Consider the following 15,900-nt stretch of genomic DNA (forward strand, 5'->3'; position numbering starts at 1 on the left):
GGGGAGGGCGGCTTGCGCGCTCCCCGCTTGAAATCAGGCGGGCTGTTCCTCAATCCGGTAGCTCGCCTCATCAAACTGCGCCAGGGCTTCCAGCAGCACCGGCATCTCGGTGGCCAAGGTGTTGTGCAGGGTGTAGGGTGGGTTGATGACGAACATGCCGCTGCCCATCAGGCCAAAACCATGGCCATCGGCCTTGTTGGCCGTCAGCGAGACATGCAGCCAGCCCTTGGGCGCCAAAGCCATCAGGCGCTTGGGCAGTTGCACCGCTTCGACCCGGCTGACCTGCGGGTACCAGACGATGTAGACGCCCTCGGCAAAGCGGGTCACCGCGTCGCGCATCGCAGCCACCACTTTGCCGTAGTCGCCCACCGTCTCATAAGACGGGTCCATCAGCACCACCGCGCGGCGCGGTGAGGGCGGCAGCTCGGCCTTCAGCCCGGCAAAGCCGTCGCCGCCAATGATGTTGGTGCGACGCTCATGGCCAAAGTGGGTGGCCAAGGTGCGCACATCCGACGGGTGCAACTCATAGAGCCGCATGGTGTCCGTTTTGCGCAGCAGCATGCTGGCGATGGACGGTGAGCCCGGGTAGAGCGCCAGCGGCGGCGTCATGCCCTTTTCCAGCTCGGGCACGACCCCGTTTTCATCGGGCTGCAGGTTGAAGGACTGCACCAGTTGCACATAGTCGGCCAAGGCCGGGGGCAGGTCTGGGCGGCTCCAAAGGCGGCCAATGCCTTCGCGGTATTCGGCTTTCTTCTGGGCGTCTTTGCCTTTGAGCAGGTAGCTGCCGGCGCCGGCATGGGTGTCGATATAGCGCAGCGGTTTGTCTTTGGACACCATGTAGCGCAGCACCTGGGTCAGCACCAGATGCTTGAGCACGTCGGCATGGTTGCCGGCGTGGAAGGCGTGTCGATAGGCCAGCATGGCGGTCTTTCTCTCTTTGTCGCAGGCCTGCACTGTAGCCGTGTTGACAGCACACGATGCCTGATGCGGCTACGCTTGCGCCCATGAACACTCTTTTCAGTCCCTTCCAGCTGGGCGATATCGCGCTGGACAACCGCTTGGTGATGGCCCCCTTGACCCGCAACCGGGCGGTGGGCGGCCTCCCCAACCCCATGATGGCCACCTATTACCGCCAGCGGGCCAACCCGGCCACCGGCGCTGGCCTGATCATCACCGAGGCCAGCCCCGTCTGCCCCATGGGCCACGGCTATCTGGACACGCCGGGCATCTACAGCCCCGAACAGGTGCAAGCTTGGCGCCAAGTCACCGATGCGGTGCATGCCGAGGGCGGCAAGATCGTGATCCAGCTCTGGCATGTGGGCCGCATCTCGCACACCTCTTTGCTGCCCGGCGGCGCGGCACCTGAGTCCGCCACCGCGACACCTGCGCGCGGCAAAACCTATATCCAAGGCGGCTTTGCGCCGGTGTCAGCGCCGCGCGCACTGCGCACCGAAGAAATCCCAGCCCTGGTGCAGCACTACCGCCACGCAGCCCGCTGTGCCATGGATGCGGGCTTTGATGGGGTCGAGATCCATGCCGCCAATGGTTACTTGATCGAGCAGTTCCTGCGCGACAGCATCAACGACCGCAGCGATGCCTATGGTGGCAGCAAGGCCAATCGGGTGCGATTCGCCTTGGAAGTGGCCCAGGCCATCGTGGCCGAGATCGGCGGCGGGCGCACCGGCATTCGGCTGTCGCCCATCACCCCCGCCAACGATGCGGCCCAGGACAGCAATGCCCAAGGCTTGTACGGCCTTTTGGCCCAGCACTTGGCGCCGCTCAAGCTGGCCTATGTCCATGTGGTGGAAGGGGCCACCGGCGGCCCGCGCGACCTGAGCGACCAAGGCATTAGCCCTTTTGACTACCAGGCTTTGCGCGCCCAAGCCCAGGCGCCCTGGATGGTCAACAACGGCTATGACGGCGCGATGGCCGAGGCGGCGATTGCGTCTGGCGCGGCCGATGTGGTGGCTTTTGGCAAGGCCTTCATCGCCAACCCCGACCTCGGCGCACGGCTCAAAGCCGGGGCAGCCTTGAACGAGCTTCAGCTCAAGACCCTGTATGGCGGCGGGCCTGAGGGCTACATTGATTATTCGGTTCTAGGGGGGTGATTGGCGTGAAGCTTGCCTCAGAAGTGAGCTGAAGCCTGCACTGAGGGAAACCTCTATCGACTTCAGTGTCGGCTTTGTCGAGCATGGCCGTCTTTCGTGAATTTCGTCGCGTTCGTTTGTCGCGCACTCGATGCAAAACACTGGGAACCGTGCGGAGTCAGAAGCGCCGCACACTTGATGGGATGCACCTCATCCCTTTCATCTTTAGAGGAGTTCGTAGGAATGAAACAGGTTCGTTTGACGCTGGTTGCCAGCGCCGTCTCTGCTGCCCTGTCGCTGTTCGCAGCGTCGGCTCACGCCAACCAGGCGGTGGCGGCCAAGTCTGCTGAAGCTGCCCCTAATCTGTGGTTTGTGGAGTTCGCCGGAGCGCCGGTGGCCGATGGCCGTATGGCCTCTGCGGTCAAGGCCGACGAAGCCGAGTTCCTGCGTGAAGCCTCCAGCAAGAACATCAAGTTCAAGAAGCGCAACACCTTCTCCAATTTGTTCAATGGCGTCTCCATTGAAGCCACTCCCGCAGAGCGCGCCAAGATCGCCAAGATGGCCTCGGTGAAGGCCATGTACCCGGTGATGGTGATCAATGCGCCCAAGGTCGAAAAGGTCGACGGCGGCACGGTGCCGGACATGGGCTCGGCGCTGGGCATGACGGGCGCTGACATCGCGCAAAACAGCCTGGGCCTTTCCGGCGCCGGCATCAAGGTGGGTGTGATCGATACCGGTATCGACCTGGATCACCCGGCCTTCGGCGGCGGCGGCGTGAGCGGCGGCACCTCCTTTGCGGGCCACCCCCGCATCAAGTTCGGCTACGACTTTGTCGGTGATGCTTTCAATGCGGACCCCACCAGCCCGGCCTACAACCCCGTAGCAACCCCCGACGCCAACCCGGATGACTGCGGCGGCCATGGCACCCACGTCGCCGGCATCATTGGTGGCAACAGCGCCACCGACAATTTCAAGGGCGTGGCACCGAATGTGACTCTGGGCGCCTACCGCGTGTTTGGCTGCGCCGGCTCCACCACCTCGGACATCATCTTGGCCGCCATGGAGCGCGCCAAGGCCGATGGCATGCAGGTCATCAACCAAAGCTTGGGCGCCTCCTTCCAGTGGCCTCAGTACCCGACCGCTCAGGCCGCAGACCGTTTGGTGCGTGACGGCATCGTGATGGTGGCCTCCATCGGCAACAGCGGCACTTCCGGTCTCTACGCCGCGGGTGCACCTGGCGTGGGCAAGGATGTGATCGGTGTGGCGTCTTACGACAATGTGGCGATCAAGGCCAAGTCGATGTACGCGGGCAGCGACAACAAGGCTTATGGCTTCCTCGATGCAACGGGTGCAGCTGCGACCCCGGCCACCGGGACCTTCCCTCTGGCGCGCACCGGCACGACCGCCAGCTTGGCTGATGGCTGCTCGGCCCTGGCCCCTGGTAGCTTGACGGGCAAAGTGGCATTGATTCGCCGCGGTACCTGTGCCTTCTACACCAAGGCTGCCAATGCCCAGGCTGCTGGCGCCGTGGGTGTCATTCTGTACAACAACGCCCCCGGCTTCGTCGGCGCTTCTGTCGTCGGTACACCGGCGCTGACCATTCCGGTCGTGGGTACTTCAGATCAGTTTGGTGCTGAGCTGGACGCACGCATTGCTGCGGGCTCCGAGACCATCACATGGTCTGACACGGTGGCCAGTTTCAGCAACTCCTCTGGCAATCTGATTTCGTCCTTCAGCTCCTGGGGCCTCGCTGCAGACCTGAGCCTGAAGCCCGATCTCGGTGCCCCTGGCGGCCTGATCAACTCCTCCTACCCGCTGGAACTTGGCGGTTTTGCGACCCTGTCGGGCACCTCCATGTCCTCGCCGCACACGGCGGGTGCTGTGGCCCTGCTGCTGGAAGCCAAGCCCACCTTGAAGTCCACGCAAGTGCGTGACCGCCTCCAAAACACGGCCGAGCCTAAGGCTTGGAGCGGCAACCCCAGCTTGGGCTTCCTGGATGCCACCCATCGCCAAGGTGCCGGCATGGTGGACATCGTTCAAGCCATCCAAACCAAGGCGCAAGTCTTGCCGGGCAAGCTGTCCTTGGGTGAGAGCCAAGCCGGCCCGCAAGTCCGTACGCTGACGGTCAAGAACTTCTCCAAGACTGCTGTTACCTATGACCTGACCCATGAAGGCGCTGTGGCCACCGGCTCCAACACCTTCGCTGTCAGCATCTTCAACACGCCCGCCTCTGTGGCCTTCAGCGCCAGCACCATCACGGTGCCTGCTGGCGGTTCTGTGCCGGTGACGGTGACGGTGACCGCACCGACCGACTTGGCCGATAAGGGCGTGTACGGCGGTTATGTGGTGGTCAAGGCGCGCGGTGAAGGCGGCGAAACCCTGCGTGTGCCTTACAGCGGCTTCAAGGGTGACTACCAGTCCATCCAAGTTCTGACCCCGACGGCCAATGGCTTCCCCTGGTTGGCTCAATTGGTGGGCACCAGCTACCAGAACCGTCCTAGCGGTGGCACCTACACGATGGTCGGCTCCGATGTGCCCTACATGCTGATGCACTTCGACCACCATGCCCGTGCCTTGCGCGTGACCGTCAAGGAGACTGCAACCGGTAAGAACTGGTTCACCGCGATCTCTGATGACTACCTGCCGCGCAACTCCACCTCGACAGGCTTCTATGCCTTCGCCTGGGACGGCACCACCAGCAAGAAGAACGGCACTGTGCTGACCGTGCCCAATGGCACCTACACCCTGGATGTGTCGGTCCTGAAGGCGCTGGGCGACTCCACCAATGAAGCTCATTGGGAGAAGTGGGCCTCGCCGACGGTCACCATCCAGCGCACTCCCCCCACCAAGTAAGGTGGGCTGTGCTGCCGGCACCCGGGCGCAAGCTGGGGTGCCGGTGTGACATCTTCTCAAGCGAAGCGAGCATTCACCCCCCGCGCAACTCTCTGAGTTGGCGGGGGTTTTTTCATCGGGCGCGGCTGCGAAAGGCGTCCAGCAGGCTCAGGTGGCGCTCGCCGGGCTCTAGCCGGAAGGACTCCCCGGCGCTCAGCGTGCCCGGCACCAACACAGCCAGGTAGGCGCCGCAGTAGCCCGACTCGGTCATCAACTTTGCCGCTTTGTTGAAGCCCATGGCGCCGTTGAATTTGAAGCAGGGCTGGCGCGGCTCCGACACCACCAGCACGCCGCCGTCGGCAAAGCAGAGCCGATCACCGATCCAGAGCTCCCGCTCCGTCAGGCCTTGCAGCGTCAGGTTCTCGCCCACCAGGCCCGGCGGCACGTCTTGGTCCCAGGCACCCGCACGAGCCTGAGCCCGCACAGTGCGCCAGAACGCCAGGTGTTCACTGGGGTAAGCGTAGATCGCTTTGGAGAGGCCGCCGTGGACCGACAAGTCGGCCTGCTCATCGCCTGCCAGCCCCATCGGCCCATAGGCGACGGGCCCGCCCTGCGGCTGCTTGCCAATGGCTGTGAGCACCTCACGGCCGTTGATTTGAACCGCCAAGGCACGGCCCACATTGACGCTGAGAATCTTCATGCACTGCATTGTGCATGGCGCAGTCGTCAGGCCCGTGGCGGCAGGCTTGAGCGGTGGCTCAGGCGGGAATGCGCAGGAGCTGGCCGGGATAGATCTTGTCCGGGTGGCTCAGCATGGGGCGGTTCGCCTCAAAGATCTTGGGGTACTCATTGGCATTGCCGTAGTGCTCTTTGGCAATCTTCGAGAGGTTGTCGCCTTTCACCACGGTATACCAGCGCGACGCGTCCGCAGGCTGGGCCACGGTCATCAAGTCATTCACGCCAGTCACCCCGGTCACATTGCCGCAGCACAGCACAATCTTCTCGCGGGTGGCCTGGTCGGCGGCTTGCCCGCTGACGGTGGCTTGGCTGGTGGCGCCATCAAACTCAATGGACAAGCCGTCGGCACTGAGACCTTGGGCGGCCACATAAGTGGCGATAGCGTCAGCAGCGCGGGCATTGAGTTGGGCTACCTTTTGCTGCAAATCGCCGTCGTTTGGTGCAGATACTGCTGCTTGCGCGACCTTCTCGGCTTCATCGTGCCCAAACAGTTTCTCGCCGGCTGCCTTGAAAAAGCTCACAAATCCCATGATGGACCCCCTGTTTCAATGGTGAAAAGCGCACCATACAAGCCCGCCTAAACCGCTGGGGGCATACAGCGGTCGAGGCGGGCATTGTCGAAATTCTTTGAGTTTGGAACTGCGCATGTAGGCCAATCAATCACTTAGAGGAGTTCGTGTCACTCGATCTTGAATGACTGACTCATTGAGTTTGGAATTTTTAGGGTTTTCGTTCACTGAGTTTGGAACTTTCCCTGGTGACACCCTCTGGGCACGTCAGCGAAGTCGGCCTATACGTGGCTGGCCTGCGATGCACACCTGATCTGCGGCCGTTGCTTCGATGAGGGTAGGGCGCCAGAGTCGAGGGCTCTGGTGCCTTTTGCATTCACAAAATCAGGGAATGCGCAGTAACTGACCCGGGTAGATCTTGTCCGGATGGCTCAGCATGGGGCGGTTCGCCTCAAAGATCTTGGGGTAGTCATTGGCATTGCCGTAGTGCTCTTTTGCAATCTTGGACAGGTTGTCACCCTTGACCACCGTGTACCAGCGCGACTCGTCGGCTGGTTGGACAACCGTCATCAAGTCATTCACGCCAGTCACGCCCGTCACGTTGCCGCAGCAAAGCACGATCTTCTCGCGGGTCGCTTGGTCGGCTGCTTGTCCGCTGACCGTAGCCTGGCTGGTGGCCCCATCAAATTCAATGCTCAAGCCCTCAGCGCTCTGTCCTTGCGCCGCCACGTAAGTGGCGATGGCATCAGCAGCCCGCGCATTGAGCTGCGCAACTTTCTGCTGTAAGTCGCCGTCGCTGGGCGCTGACACTGCCGCTTGAGCGACCTTTTCAGTCTCATCGTGGCCGAATAGCTTTTCGCCGGCTGCCTTGAAAAAACTTACTAGTCCCATGGTGTGATCCCTCTGTTCAATGATGAAGGTCGCACCATACGGAGGCATACCTCAGCGAGGTATGGTGGGCTTATGAGTGACCGGACTTTGTTGGCAAACTTTATCGGACCTGTGGCGCCTGCGTGTCGAGGTACTCGCCCATATGCATCACAGGGCAGACGGTGAGAACCTAGGCGCTAATGCGTTGACAAGTTGCGCAACGCTGTGATGATCAGGGTCGTCGGATGATGGGTGAATCACCACGCCATGTAACTGCGCACGCAAGTTGTCCCAACGTTCGCCGAGGATACGCCAATTCTCCTGGTCATAGGTGCCCTGAAAAATCACTGGATGAATCTGAATCCGTGGTGGATCACCTTGGGGAGTACCTCCCGGAGGCGCGTTTGCAGCCAGCCAATCTTCGAATAGCTGCTGCCATAGGCTGCCAAGTCGATCAACGCGGCCGATTTGTTGCTCGACAACACCAGGGTTCCACTCAGGATGGAGAAGGACCACGGTGCGACAGGCCAAGTGGAGATTGAGACCTTCCCGGCCTACAACAGATTGAACCACCAGTACTTTGGGATTGCTCGGGACTCGATTGAAGCCAAGTTGCGTCATGCGCCGGGTATAGGGCGGGGTATTGCCGTTCATCAGCCGAGCGAAGGCCCCCTGCTGGCGTCCAAACTCTTCCTTCAGACGTTCTGTGAATTTGGTCAACGAGTCAACGGTGTCCTCGTTATCAGGTTCCTCGGTGTCATCTTGGTCCAGCTCGGCCGGGTCACTGACAGCCTGAACGATTGCGGCAAATGCTTCCGCCAACTGTTCAGGACTGGCACCGCCCCAATCGCTGCCCAGGTACTCCTGCAATGCACGAGCGATGACTGGCAATGGTTGCCCGGCTGGGTCGGCTGTTGGCTCAACCATTTGGTGACGACTCAATTCATCAACCAGTCGGTGAGCCAAGTCTCGGTTTGATTTGTCGTCGAACTCGGACTGCAGTCGCTCTAACAACGTCGCCCTAAAGGCCGTGCGCGCACTTTCGAGTTTCAGGTAGCCCTCCTTCAACTGCTTAGCTACCTCCTCGACAGTCCAAGTTTCGCCCAACTGGCGGAGCGCGGCATTGATAGATCCATCCTTGTCCAGACTCTCTTGCGGCCAAGATTCGCCTCTGCGCAAGGCCCTGATCATGGCTCTTGCGTTGAGCAGCTTCACCAGGGCCTCCATGGGCTTCGTGAACCTACCAAACACCAAAACCTTCTCTGCTCGGCGAGTGACGACATCCTCAATTGCTGCCACTGCAGCCAGGATGGCAGGATGATCGTAGAGCGTAGTCAGTTCGCCCCCAATCTCGCCTTGGCTGCCCTGAACCTGCACGCCCTGCAGCACATGCTTCCACCAGGCTGCTCGCAAAGCCTTCTTGCCGCTACGATCGGAAGAAAAGTCTTGAAGCTCGGAATCAGTGTCTGGGGATGTAGGCGCTTCGACGGCATCGTCGTCAGAAGTCTTCCAAGACTGATCAATCGTGGTCACCAACCCATGCCCGTTGCCAATGGTTAGCCTCACCCGTTTGGCCGATGAGTCATCCTTGCCGCGTGTGACGAATGAGAGGGCTTCCGCGGCACACACGGCCTGTTGCCATTCAGGGGAAAGAGTCGCCAATGCGATCTCAATAGGCTGCTGTAGGCGATAGCTGTATGCGTCTTGCCCCGGCAGACATGCGAACGACTTGATCCATTCGTCTTCACGCTTGTCTCTGCGCAACAAATAGGGGCTCAGCAGGTTCTTGAATTGAATGGACGCCGCCTTGAACCGAGTTAAGGTTTCCTCATCCGTAGGTGCACTCCGAATCAGCTTTACCGCCTCTGCATACTCATCAACGGTGACCATCATCTGTGCCAGCCGATCCGACGTATCTTCGGCGACATCAAGCCCAATCCGCGCAAGCGTGCTCTCCCACTGGCCTGAGTCCAGCTCTATGGGGGTCGCAGTCAGTGCCACACGGCGACTGCTGCTGCTCACTTGCAAGACGTTCTTGAGTAAGCGCTCCAAATTGCTGACTTCACCTCGGCTTTTGTGAGCCTCATCGATGATGATCAAGTCAAACTGACCCAAGCCCAATCCGACGACGCATTCCAACTCCTCTCTGTATACGGTGTCCTTGGCGTAGCTTTCTGGTGTCAGCAGCTCGGAGTTCTCGCCCCAGCTATTTAAATCTTTGTTGAACACCAGTTGGCTCAACGTGTCTCTGCAGCCGTTGTAAGCGATCCACTGGGAAGCGCGCTGAATGCGGGTGTCATCTACTCGACCACTTGAAAAAAAGCCGCGTGGCAGACGCGCCCTTGCACCGAGCTGGGTTGACGCGTAACCCAGCGTCCCGGGCAGCAATGCCCAGCGCCAGTTCTTCTTTGTGTTGCTCCTGATCGTCCAGTTGCAAAACGCGTGGGACAGCAGGATAACGGAGTGCTGACCCCAGGGTTGAATCGTGCTGCTTTCTTCTTTCCAAGCATCAAGGTAGCCGTGCAGGCTGCGTAGGAGTGGGGGGACATCTGGTACGCCCGCCTTTTTCCGCAGCTCGTCGCGCCACTGATAGCCGAGAGTCGGAGGCACCACGACAGCGACGCGCCCACCGGCTTCCATGACTGACTTGGCCACGGCACAAGCAATCCGGGTCTTGCCCAACCCCACCTCATCGGCAATCAAGACACCGTTGTTGGGTAGACGTTCGGAAATCGCCCGCAAGCTTTCGCGCTGCCCGCTGTTGAGTTCAATGCTTGTGTCGTCCAGGCTGGCGAGGGCATGCAACTTCTGTGCGACCGCTAACCAACCCTTGAATCTCCCGTTAGTCATCGTGCACCTCCGATCGAAGCGAGCCCATGTACCCCCCAAGCCTGCTCAATGCGCGTCAGCATGGCTTCATAGGCTTGCCCTGCAGGGCTCGAGGCATCTTCTGCATAGCTGGGCCTAAAGCAGCTTTGACGCAGCGGGCTGAGCGGATTGAGACGGGGGCCTAGCCCCGCTGTGAAGAACACGACGGTCGAGCTGTCCTTTGCGCGGACGAGCGTTTGTTCGAGCCTGCTGCACCACCCTGGCCAGTCTTCGGCGGGAACGCACGTCTGCTTGGTGGCGATGTTCTCGAGCAGTTCCATCATTTGCCGAATGGGGTAGGTGAGTGATGCCCCTGCCTCAACTAATGACGAACTTGGATGTGCAGATGGCGCTGCGGACTCATCGCCCCCGTCGCCGGGGTCCTCTTCGTTTTCTACCTGAGGAAAGGCAGCCAACTGCCACCAGACGTCATGAATGTCGAGCGCAGGCATGGGAGTCGAGGCTACCCTGCCGTACCCGTCGACGACAGGGATCGAGCGCTCGGTGAAGCCGCTTAGACCTGGCCATCTGCAAGTCACGAGCCTGGGTTGGGGCCCCGGCCAAATCAGGGGCTCCTTTGACAGTGTGACCATGCTTCCATCCGGTAGCCGAACCTCCATCGTCGTCTCGGCACTCCATTGCGCAGCAGGCACTTTGATGAAGCCGTCCTGGTCGCCTGACTCCCAGTCCAGCCATGCAATGGGTGGCGCCTCGAACCAACTGTCTGGATGCTCGAAGTCTTCTCCAGCTTGAACGCTGCAATCAGTGCCGACTTCTCGTTCGAACTGAACGGGTAGCAACTCAGTCAACACGCCGACTCGCGCATCCGGCGACTCTCCGCTTTTGACTTGCTCACCCGCCCCGAAAACCACACCCGCCTCCAAGTTCCCTCCCAACGGGCTCATGGCCTGCATCAGCCCGGGGTGGGTGAGGTTGCCGGAACCCAGGTAAGCCCATGAGTGACGAAGCCTGCCGGAGGCATTGCCTCTCGCACCGAAGACAAACTTGGCATGCAAGGACCGGTTGCTGAGTTCGCCGAATAGATGCACTGGGGATGCAGCCGGTCGCAAAGTGAAAGTGCGCGGAGGTTTCCAATTCGCGATAGCCTGGCAAGCCATCGGATTTACAAAGACATCCACCTCAGCGTTCTTGGTCAGAAGGCCGTTGCGCTGAAGCTGCTCGACGATGCACTTTGGAACCTCGGGCTCAGCTCCAGACTTCCTGGCGGACTCGAAGAAGCCAGAGCCCATGGCCAAGTAGTTCCGCGCCGGAGCCTCTGGACCAAGCGCCTTCGCCTTGTCGATGATTTGCTCGAGAAGCGGGGCTCTTCGGCTGTCGAAAATTCTTGGCGTCCACAGTTGTTGCGTTGCCTCTCGGCACACCTGAATCTGGGCTTCAAGCCGAGAATGAATGCTCCCACCTGTTTCCTCGGCAAGACTGAGCAGTCTCAGGTCGAACCAAGAACGGACTTCTCGCAGAAGATCCCAGGCTGCCACCAGGTCTGCGCAAGCTTGCTGGGTCTCTTCGGAAGGGGTGACAAGCTGTGCGCTGTCGACCTCAACACACCATGCCAAGTCGAGGCTGTCCTCCACGGTTTGTCGGGTCCAGTTTCCCGTAGAGACAACCAGCCGAATGAGCCACTGGCTCCGCTCCTCCTGGTGCCGGAAAGACAAGATCGCAACCTTGGCGTGGAGCAGGGCAAATGGCTTGTTGGATTGACTCTTGAAGGCAGCGTGGAGGACGCCAGGCGCATCGACAGCAGTGATCAGTGGGCAAGATGGGTCCGTCATCAGCCCCAAATGGAAGCGTCCCAGCTGACCTCTCGCTGCTCCCGTCAACGTCGAGAATCGTTCGGCAGCGTTGTCCATGAAGGCCGCGTCGGCCGAATAGCCGCAAAGCCAGCCGAACTCACCTGCATATCCCTGAGGTGCGTCAAAGTACTGTGTCAATGAGGCAAAGGGCCTGACTTTGAGCTTAGCCACCATGCTGTCGCTCCTTTGCTTGCAGGGCAAGCCAGTCAGACAAATTGCCGTTCAAGTCGAGGGTCAGTCGATAGAGGTTTCGGACTCGGAATGAAAAGCCATCGGGAACAGGAATGGCGTACTTCGAAACGTCCTCATCACCTTCTGGGAGTTCTGAGCTTTGATGGGAGCCCCCATGGAAGGCGGGACCAGCGGGTCGAATCTCAGTTCCAACCAACCTCAATACACGCCCGTCACGGGCAACAAGTTGTTGCAGCACATGCGCATCGTTTTGATTAACGCACTCAAAGCAAAAGGTCAGGGCGTCGGGGTGAGCCAGTCCTTGCTCTTGGCTCATGATGGCGCTTGCACGGAGCTCTGAGATCAGATCGCCTGCCTGCTGAGCAGCGTCCGTTAGGCGGCACATCTGTCCACCCGGCCCGATCAGCTTCTCGACGCTATCGAGAACGGCAATGGCCTTGTCTCGGGTACTGAAAAATGCCTTGCCGGCCTTTAGGTCTCGCCAGTGATCATCATCTATCTCTGGTGGCTTCGAACTATCGTCCTTTGCCCCTGCCGCTTCCCCTGCCGGTCGCTGCCAATCCTTGGCCAGACGCGACACCCAATTCAGCGCATTCCTGCGACGCGTTCGTATCGACATCTCCTCGTTCGTGCCAAGCTCTAGGCGACTACGTAGTACGGCCAAGGAGGCCGCATTCATTGGGGTGAGCGGCGACAAGGCCTCCACTATCGGAGGTGTGCTGACTTGGTCTGTCTGTCCCTGTACCCAGGCCACTAAATGCTCTGCCACCTTGCGTTTGAATGGGGCGTAGTCGCGGAGCGCAAGATCTACAAACTCTCGACCGGCTTCTGAAACTCGAAAGCCATTGAATCGAGACGCACCGGCCTCCACCAGACCCAGGGCTGGTAAGGCCTGGACACTTGCCATTCGCATGGGTTGGCTGACATAGAAACCAGGTTGGCGCACTTGGGCGAAGGGCAGCTTGTTGCCGCCATCGCCCTCCCTGGATCTCAGAATGGTGCTTCCCCGAAGCCTGTCATCTGCAGACCAGCTAGAAGACCGGTAGGCCAGTAAGCAAGCGAGAGCCTCAATGGCATTGGCCACCTCCGTGCTCCCAACTTGCTTGCCCCTTGCGCGAACCGATTCCGCAACCACCAAGCTCAGGGTTGGGAGTAGCAGTCGCTTCGCGTACCAAACGCCTCCGAGGCCCGGCACAGCCAAGTCGTTCAGGTGTCTGATGGCAGCCGCCAGTCCCAATGTTCTGGTTCGTCTGAAGCTGGGCAGAACCTCAGGGCCCAAGATGCCCCACTGATACTCGCGTCCGCTTTGGAGATGGTGTACCAAATCTGCCTCCCGAACTAGGTCCTTAACTGCTGCTGACTGAAAAGCATAACGCTTATTGTGATGGTGTAACGAATTGAATTTGAAGCTCAATGTTCACGGAACGAGGAAGGATTCGGCAACTTTTCGATAGTCTTGTGGGGGCTCTGCTGAAAGCCTTTCTCTGACGCAATGTCCGTCTACATCACCCAGCCAGCTCATCCTATGAGTTGATGAAGCCCATGGGTGTTAACTGCCCTAGATTCGCCTCAGGCTGGCTAACAGTTATCCGGCCAATGGGAGATCTCGTATGAACACTCGAAGGTTGCTTTGTGAATGCTGTTTACTGCTGCTGGGATTGATCTCGGGTGTTGTTTACGGGCAGACCGTCAAAGATGCCGGGGGAAAGATGGACCTGCCGATACCGGACAAGACCATTAAAGTGGAAGGGGTGGCTGGCAAGCAGGGCGTGCTTGGCGACCGGATGTTTCGAGTTGACGTTCCGCGCGGCGGGCTCGCTGAGCGGCTGGCCTCCATCAAGATCGAGAGTGCACGCGAAATTGCTGCGCGGGATAGTCTCGTCGAGGCGCTGCGGAGGGCACGGATAGAGTGCCAAGCGTGCATGCAAATCGTGAACCCTGATGGCATGCCCATTGGCACTCTGCCAACCGTGTCAGGCTCTCGCGAATGCAGGCCTAGTGCCACTTGCCCCCAAGACAAGCCTTACCTCGATACGCGAAATGGCCGCTGCGTTAAGCAAGCGTCTCCGTCGGAATAAGGGGTAAGGCCATGAAACTGGGGAAAACTTCGATTGTGTGGCTGATAGCGACGATAGCCTGCCTGACGGTGTCGCTCGCAGTACCCGCCATGGCGAGCGGTGACAGCGGCGAAGATGCCAAAGACACCTCACTGATACGAGCAGTGAACGCCTGCGGTCAAAACGATCTTGACTGTGTTCTCAACATCAAAGACAAGAACTCGGCTGTTCTGGCCATGGAGTTGAACCAACTCAGGGTGGCCTATGAGCGTGCGCGGTTAGCCGACATGGAGGCAAAGAACGGACATGCCAACGCAACGCTTTGGGCACAACATGTCATGAGCTGGCTGATCCTCGGCCTAGTCTTCACGATCGTTGGCGTAGGGCTGCTGATGAGCTATCAGCATATGCGGCATTGGTTCGCTCACCGCATTGAGGGCGCGAACAGCTTTGAAGTGGGAAAGGACGGTCTCAAGATGAACACGCCGGTGATCGGGTTGTTCATCTTTCTCATCTCCACCTACTTCTTCTCCGTGTACGTCGACAAGGTGTACACCATCTACACCCTGTCAGGCCCTGTGTCTTCAGCGCGACCAAGCGAAGAAGGCCCCAAGCCACCACCGAATCACAATCCATAACGCGTTCAGATTGGTCTTCTCGGCCCGCCGAACAGAGGTGGCAAGCTACACCCCAACCACTGTGAGTCAACTCCCTATGACTGCGCCAGCTCCTGCAGAGCATCTGATCGAGATGTGTAAAGAGTTCCGCACAGAAGTCAGCCCCGCCACTCGACGATGGGAGTACTTTCGAGCTGAGAGTGGCAAGGCTGTTTTGCTCCCGGCGAACTTCGCGAAAGTGCTCTTTCGAGGGCAGACCTGTCGATACACACCCTCGCTCTCGCCGCTCGGTCGAGGTCTCGAACCGGGAGTTCGACGGATTCGTGATTTGCCGCTTCGGAGTCAGGCCAAGCTGGTCGAGCGCGTGGCCCGTCGGCTTTGGTTCAGTAGGGAAATGAAATCGCATCCAGGCTATCAGTGGCTTGCGAGCCAGCATCTGGACAGCTTTGAAGGAGCGCTGGCGCAGCACTATGGAGTGCCGACAGGCTATATGGATTTGTCTGAGTCCTTCGAAGTGGCATGCTTCTTTGCGACCTGCGAGCTCGACACAACGGGGACATGGCGGGCTAAAGAGGCTGGGACGGGCGTGCTGTACATGCTGCCCACCGACCACATTCGAATTCGACCTGATGGTCTTCAACCGATAGGGTTGCAGGTATTGCCGCGCCCTTGTGAGCAATTCGGATGGCTGGTTGTTTGCGGAATTGGTGATGACTTTGAGGACATTCCTGGTCTGCAGATGATGGAGTTCTCACACCTTCCGGAAGTTGGCCGCTTCTTCTTGGATAAATTCTCCGGCGGAGAGGCGCTATTCCCACCCGATGCAGCTGCTTGCGTATTCCAGCACTCAGTGCGCATCAAGTCCAATGGCAAGTGGTCAGCCATTCCAGTACGTGATGCACGAAGTCCAACGAAGTGATCAGCCTGTCCGACGACGTGATCCCCTACGCGGCCAACGTGCACAGCTTTCCATTGATGTGATCAGTCAGGCAGCTTCATCTTTGCCTTGGCTTGCACCTTACGCATCGACTCGCCCTTGAGCTGAAGGCGGTGAGCCTGGTGAACGACGCGATCCAGAATTGCATCCGCCACCGTCGGGTCAGGAAACATTGCATGCCACTGATCGGACGGGTATTGACTTGTAATCAAGAGAGCGCCGGTGCGCATACGCCTGTCCACGATGTCCAAGAGCACCTGCGCAGCGTTGGCAGTCATTTGCCCTAGCCCCAAGTCATCGATCACCAGCAACGTGGGCTTGGCCAGGGCCAGCTTCAGTTTGGGCAGGGAACCATCTAAGCTGGCCGTAGCAATCTCTGCAA

Annotated in this window: 13 protein-coding genes; 5 read left to right on the plus strand and 8 right to left on the minus strand. The window is 59.5% G+C overall.

What is annotated here, in order from left to right:
- Positions 1-33 precede the first annotated feature (33 nt).
- Positions 34-921 (minus strand): 23S rRNA (adenine(2030)-N(6))-methyltransferase RlmJ, encoded by an 888-nt coding sequence (locus KAK11_RS04390; RefSeq protein ID WP_210806520.1) that lies wholly within the window; start codon positions 919-921, stop codon positions 34-36.
- An 83-nt stretch (positions 922-1,004) separates the two neighbouring features.
- Between KAK11_RS04390 and KAK11_RS04395 the strand changes: the two genes are divergently transcribed.
- Positions 1,005-2,108, plus strand: a complete 1,104-nt coding sequence (locus KAK11_RS04395) for an alkene reductase (RefSeq protein WP_210806522.1) — start codon at positions 1,005-1,007, stop codon at positions 2,106-2,108.
- 222 nt (positions 2,109-2,330) lie between these two features.
- Positions 2,331-4,940, plus strand: a complete 2,610-nt coding sequence (locus KAK11_RS22150; RefSeq protein WP_210806524.1) for a S8 family serine peptidase — start codon at positions 2,331-2,333, stop codon at positions 4,938-4,940.
- Between the two features lie 112 nt (positions 4,941-5,052).
- Here the strand turns inward: KAK11_RS22150 and KAK11_RS04405 are convergent, their stop codons facing one another.
- From KAK11_RS04405 to KAK11_RS04430, 6 genes are all read right to left on the minus strand, one after another.
- Entirely contained in the window at positions 5,053-5,619 is a 567-nt protein-coding gene (locus KAK11_RS04405) for an MOSC domain-containing protein (RefSeq protein ID WP_210806527.1), read from the minus strand.
- Between the two features lie 58 nt (positions 5,620-5,677).
- Positions 5,678-6,187, minus strand: a complete 510-nt coding sequence (gene lysM, locus KAK11_RS04410) for a peptidoglycan-binding protein LysM (RefSeq protein ID WP_210806529.1) — start codon at positions 6,185-6,187, stop codon at positions 5,678-5,680.
- 363 nt (positions 6,188-6,550) lie between these two features.
- Positions 6,551-7,057 (minus strand): peptidoglycan-binding protein LysM, encoded by a 507-nt coding sequence (gene lysM / locus KAK11_RS04415; protein ID WP_210806531.1) that lies wholly within the window; start codon positions 7,055-7,057, stop codon positions 6,551-6,553.
- Positions 7,058-7,204: 147 nt separating this feature from the next.
- Positions 7,205-9,886 carry a DEAD/DEAH box helicase family protein gene (locus KAK11_RS04420; RefSeq protein ID WP_210806533.1) on the minus strand — a complete coding sequence of 894 codons (2,682 nt, stop codon included), beginning with the start codon at positions 9,884-9,886 and terminating at the stop codon, positions 7,205-7,207.
- Positions 9,883-11,889: a phospholipase D-like domain-containing protein gene (locus KAK11_RS04425; protein ID WP_210806535.1), complete on the minus strand. Its 2,007-nt coding sequence runs from the start codon at positions 11,887-11,889 to the stop codon at positions 9,883-9,885. The genes KAK11_RS04420 and KAK11_RS04425 overlap by 4 nt, the downstream gene beginning before the upstream one ends.
- Complete coding sequence (locus KAK11_RS04430; RefSeq protein ID WP_210806537.1) at positions 11,879-12,991, minus strand: hypothetical protein; 1,113 nt, start codon at positions 12,989-12,991, stop codon at positions 11,879-11,881. The genes KAK11_RS04425 and KAK11_RS04430 overlap by 11 nt, the downstream gene beginning before the upstream one ends.
- Positions 12,992-13,517: 526 nt before the next feature.
- Between KAK11_RS04430 and KAK11_RS04435 the strand changes: the two genes are divergently transcribed.
- The 3 genes from KAK11_RS04435 (at position 13,518) to KAK11_RS04445 (ending at position 15,500) form a co-directional block, all read left to right on the plus strand.
- Complete coding sequence (locus KAK11_RS04435; protein ID WP_210806540.1) at positions 13,518-13,985, plus strand: hypothetical protein; 468 nt, start codon at positions 13,518-13,520, stop codon at positions 13,983-13,985.
- Positions 13,986-13,996: 11 nt separating this feature from the next.
- Positions 13,997-14,602: a hypothetical protein gene (locus KAK11_RS04440; RefSeq protein WP_210806542.1), complete on the plus strand. Its 606-nt coding sequence runs from the start codon at positions 13,997-13,999 to the stop codon at positions 14,600-14,602.
- A 112-nt stretch (positions 14,603-14,714) separates the two neighbouring features.
- Positions 14,715-15,500, plus strand: a complete 786-nt coding sequence (locus KAK11_RS04445) for an FRG domain-containing protein (protein WP_246498435.1) — start codon at positions 14,715-14,717, stop codon at positions 15,498-15,500.
- A gap of 62 nt (positions 15,501-15,562) precedes the next feature.
- Here the strand turns inward: KAK11_RS04445 and KAK11_RS04450 are convergent.
- On the minus strand, positions 15,563-15,900 hold a 338-nt coding region (locus KAK11_RS04450), incomplete at its 5' end, for an ATP-binding protein (protein ID WP_210806547.1).

This window comes from Ideonella paludis (assembly GCF_018069865.1).
In the GTDB taxonomy this organism is placed as follows: Bacteria; Pseudomonadota; Gammaproteobacteria; order Burkholderiales; family Burkholderiaceae_C; genus Ideonella; species Ideonella paludis.